Annotated in this window: 3 protein-coding genes; all 3 read left to right on the top strand. The window is 58.1% G+C overall.

Going from position 1 to position 3,584, the window contains the following annotated elements; translation table 11 throughout:
* Positions 1-1,298: 1,298 nt before the first annotated feature.
* The 3 genes from XI06_RS13120 to XI06_RS13110 all read left to right on the top strand — a co-directional run bounded on the left by XI06_RS13120 (position 1,299) and on the right by XI06_RS13110 (position 3,552).
* Positions 1,299-2,063, top strand: a complete 765-nt coding sequence (locus XI06_RS13120; protein WP_237873597.1) for an outer membrane protein — start codon at positions 1,299-1,301, stop codon at positions 2,061-2,063.
* 526 nt (positions 2,064-2,589) lie between these two features.
* Positions 2,590-3,093: a Spy/CpxP family protein refolding chaperone gene (locus XI06_RS13115; RefSeq protein WP_237873599.1), complete on the top strand. Its 504-nt coding sequence runs from the start codon at positions 2,590-2,592 to the stop codon at positions 3,091-3,093.
* A 159-nt stretch (positions 3,094-3,252) separates the two neighbouring features.
* Entirely contained in the window at positions 3,253-3,552 is a 300-nt protein-coding gene (locus XI06_RS13110; protein ID WP_442869431.1) for a DUF3300 domain-containing protein, read from the top strand.
* Positions 3,553-3,584: the final 32 nt, after the last annotated feature.

Here is a 3,584-nt window from a genome sequence, read left to right as displayed (position 1 = left end):
TGAATCCATTGGGCACCTGAGGGAGCGTTGCTCTTCAGGGTCGCCAATTGGGGTTTAATGAACCCCGGCATCTCGGTACGCTTCGCCACTCTACGCAACTCACAAAAGCCCGCCGCCGGTGTTGGGGCCAGCGGCGGTCAGTCTACCTACCTTACTCAACGAGTCTCCAACTTCGGTGGTGCAGGCGTGTTCCATCCGTGAATACACCCAACCATCGCCTACAACCGCGAACACCTTTGCAGGTTGTGCTTTTGAGAACGCTTTCGAACAGCGCACGAACAGAATGTGATAAATTAGAACATCAATACCGTGGTCGCTTCAGTAGCTCCGGTAGTTTCGATATCGCCTTGGCAATCCGCCGCGCCTCGTCACGGGTACCCTTGGCCAATAGAAACGACGGATGCCGGTCACCCGCATCGCATTGGCACAAAGTGCGCTCTCCTCGCGCCGAGATTGTGCTTCTCTACGATACGCCTCGCCGATCTTTCCAGCCCCAAGCTTTCTAAGCTTGGTGAGAACGTAGAAAGCCCGGGCGCGGTCAGCAACTTCGTCGGGGCCGGCTAACGAGCAAGATAGCCGAGACGATGGACGCAGAGGAAGATCGGCAACGGGCTTTAGAGCTGGGGCGCCGCTTAGCAGAGCATGCTTCTGCACATGAGCTTGCGACCATGGTCAGCGGCTCGTTCGATGATATCTCTGCCATCCGATCATTTCGTCGGCGGCTTTCGCGAGGGCGTGTTGGGGCGGTGCCTAGGTCTCCCTCAGCACAAGGGCGCCCGGATGGGGACCAAGCGCCCTTGCACCCCCATCGTTGGCCGATCCAAGTGTGACTTCTAAGGGGTCGTGGACAAGCCGACGAACGCTGGATTACCGAGCGAATCAATAGGCGAGTCCCTTGCCGCAATTGAGGCGGCTGCATCTACAACGATCCGGCACGGACTTCGCTCGATCATGCCGACGCAGACGCGCACTGCAACGCCTACCGATGGTGCGCAGCAATGCACCGGCTATGAGGCCAATTGCATCGGCGACATCCAACGCGCGTCAAGCTTCTCAGCAAGGCTGATGTCAAAGGTCGCCCCGCAAACGACGCCACAATTAACAGCACAGCGGACGTTAATGCACGTCGAAGTGCATTTGGTTCCCCGCAAATACTTAATAAATATGAAGAATTGGCGCTAGATATCTGAGCCGAGTGTTGCGGCCAAGCTACATCAACCTTCAGGCGAACGGGATAGTTTTGATTCCTCTGGTGGGCGCTGTGACTTTATTGAACTTCTTCTGGGGAGATTCTGGTAATGAAAAAGCTTCTGATTGCCGCGGCCGGGATGGTGGCCGTGGGTCTATCCGCCCCCGCGTCGGCGGCTGATCTAGCGGCCCGTCCCTACACCAAGGCGCCACCGCCTATGGTAGCTCCGATTTACGACTGGACCGGGTTCTACATCGGTGCCAACGGCGGTTGGGGTCAAAGCCACCAATGCGTGGACTTCGTCACGCTCGCAGGAACAGTCGCGGGTGGTTGCGCTGACCGCTCCGGCGCTCTTGTCGGCGGACAGATCGGGTATCGCTGGCAGACCAATCAGTTTGTGTTCGGATTGGAAGCACAGGGCGATTGGGCCGACATGAAGAATACGCGCGTCACTGTGATCGATCCGCTGATCTCAACTACAGGAAAGACAGATGGGATCGGCCTGTTTACGGCACAGCTTGGTTGGGCCTGGAATGCGTCGTTGTTCTACGTGAAAGGAGGCGCAGCCGTCACCCACAACCGCTTTGACATATTCAACAACGTCACTGGTGTCGGCTTGGCCTCGGCAGGTCACACGCGCTGGGGTGGTGCACTCGGTGTCGGCTGGGAATATGGCTTCGCGCCCAACTGGTCCTTCGGTGTTGAATACGACCACCTCTGGATGGGTCGTGATAATGCATCGTTCGCCGGTTTTGTTACGCCCGGTGGCGTCACCGTCCTGGGCGACGGGATCAAGCAGGATGTCGACATGGTCACCCTTCGCCTGAACTACCGCTTCGGCGGGTATGGCGTCCCGGTCGCCGCCAAATACTGAACATTCAAACAACGCAAAGCAAAGCCCCGGCTCGCCGGGGCTTTTTTTGCCAAACGTCGATACGGCTGCGGACGGTAAGACCAAAAGCGAAAGCGTTCACGGCGTGCTCGTTCAAAAAAATGGACAAGTTGCGTTGGCCTCGTCCGGCAATCGCTTTGCTTAGTGAGCGCAAGCCAGTGGGTTCTCGTCCATCGATCTTTCCGTGGCCGCGAGCATTAGCGGGCGCTATCGGCATGTTCCTTGAACTCGAGCAAGGGTATTCGGTGGCCTTGTGCGCGTTTCGCCATAGCCGATGCGACGCGCCGTCGCGACGCTGCCGAGCTCGCGAGCTCATCTGCTAGGCCGAACAAGTTTTCTGGGTAGGCTCGCAGCGTGGGAGTGCTGCAGATCAAAACAACATGCTCCATCACGGCACCTCGACGCTTCACAAATTCTTCCCCCCCCCTAGGAGACCAGTTGACTTAGATCAAACTGCGCCAACTCCGACGCGACCAACTACTCGGGGGCGCAGTCTCAGGAGCTTGCAATGACAAGAACGACAGCCATCGCAGCACTCGCCTTTTTGATGACCACCTCGCCTCTCGTCCTCGCCGCAGAGACATCGCCGATGGCGGGATCTGACGGTCCTAGCGCAGCAGACTTGAAGAGTTTGACGGATATGCGCGTCGGCATCATCAAGGCTGCTCTCCAGCTGACGGCGGATCAGGAAAAATATTGGCCAGCAATCGAAGACGCAATTCGCAACAGGGCGACAAACCGGCAGGCGAGATTGCAGCGGATAGTCGAACTGCACGACGAAGCCGTCGATCCCCTCAAGGACAGTAATCCCGTCGAGCTCATGCAACGCAGAGCGGATCGCCTCATCCAGCGTGGCGACGACCTCAAGAAACTCGCTGCTGCCTGGGAGCCTCTCTACAAAACCTTAAGTGAAGATCAGAAGAGAAGAATGTCTTTTGCGTCGTATGTTGTCATGCGCGGAATGCGCGATGCGATCGAGCATAGTCTCGAACCTGAAAACGAAGACGACTGATCGCCGGCTGAAGTCCTGCGCCAGAGCTGCCATTTTGCCGATGAGTTCCCGCGTTCATGAAGCGCGCGCGTCGTTTTCCTCGTTCGCCCGCTTTTCTTGATCTACGTCAAACGCAAACGTCCCTCGCCGATCTCGTGTGTAGCGGAGGAGGACCAACGCATGCAGTTCGTCAGGAGAATGGTCGTCACGGGAGCGTTCCTCGCATCGCTCGGCGTCGGCTCGCCAGCATTCGCGCAAACGGCGGATCAGCCATCACCGGCGACGAGTTCAGCGCCCGCACCAGTTCCCGACCAAGGAACCCTCAAGCCCGCGGAACTGGAAGCCTTGGTTGCGCCGGTCGCCTTATATCCTGACACGCTGCTGTCGAACGTCCTCATGGCATCCACCTATCCGCTTGAGGTGGTGCACGCGGCGCTGTCGCGCGGCGATCAGGATGGAAGGCAGCGTCAATCAAGGTGAGAGAGTTTCGCTGGGCTCGTGACGTAGGGAGG

This window comes from Bradyrhizobium sp. CCBAU 11434 (assembly GCF_028128895.1).
GTDB classification, from domain to species: Bacteria; Pseudomonadota; Alphaproteobacteria; order Rhizobiales; family Xanthobacteraceae; genus Bradyrhizobium; species Bradyrhizobium zhengyangense.
The sequence above is the reverse complement of the archived record's forward strand: the minus strand, read 5'-3'. Positions and strand labels throughout refer to the sequence as shown.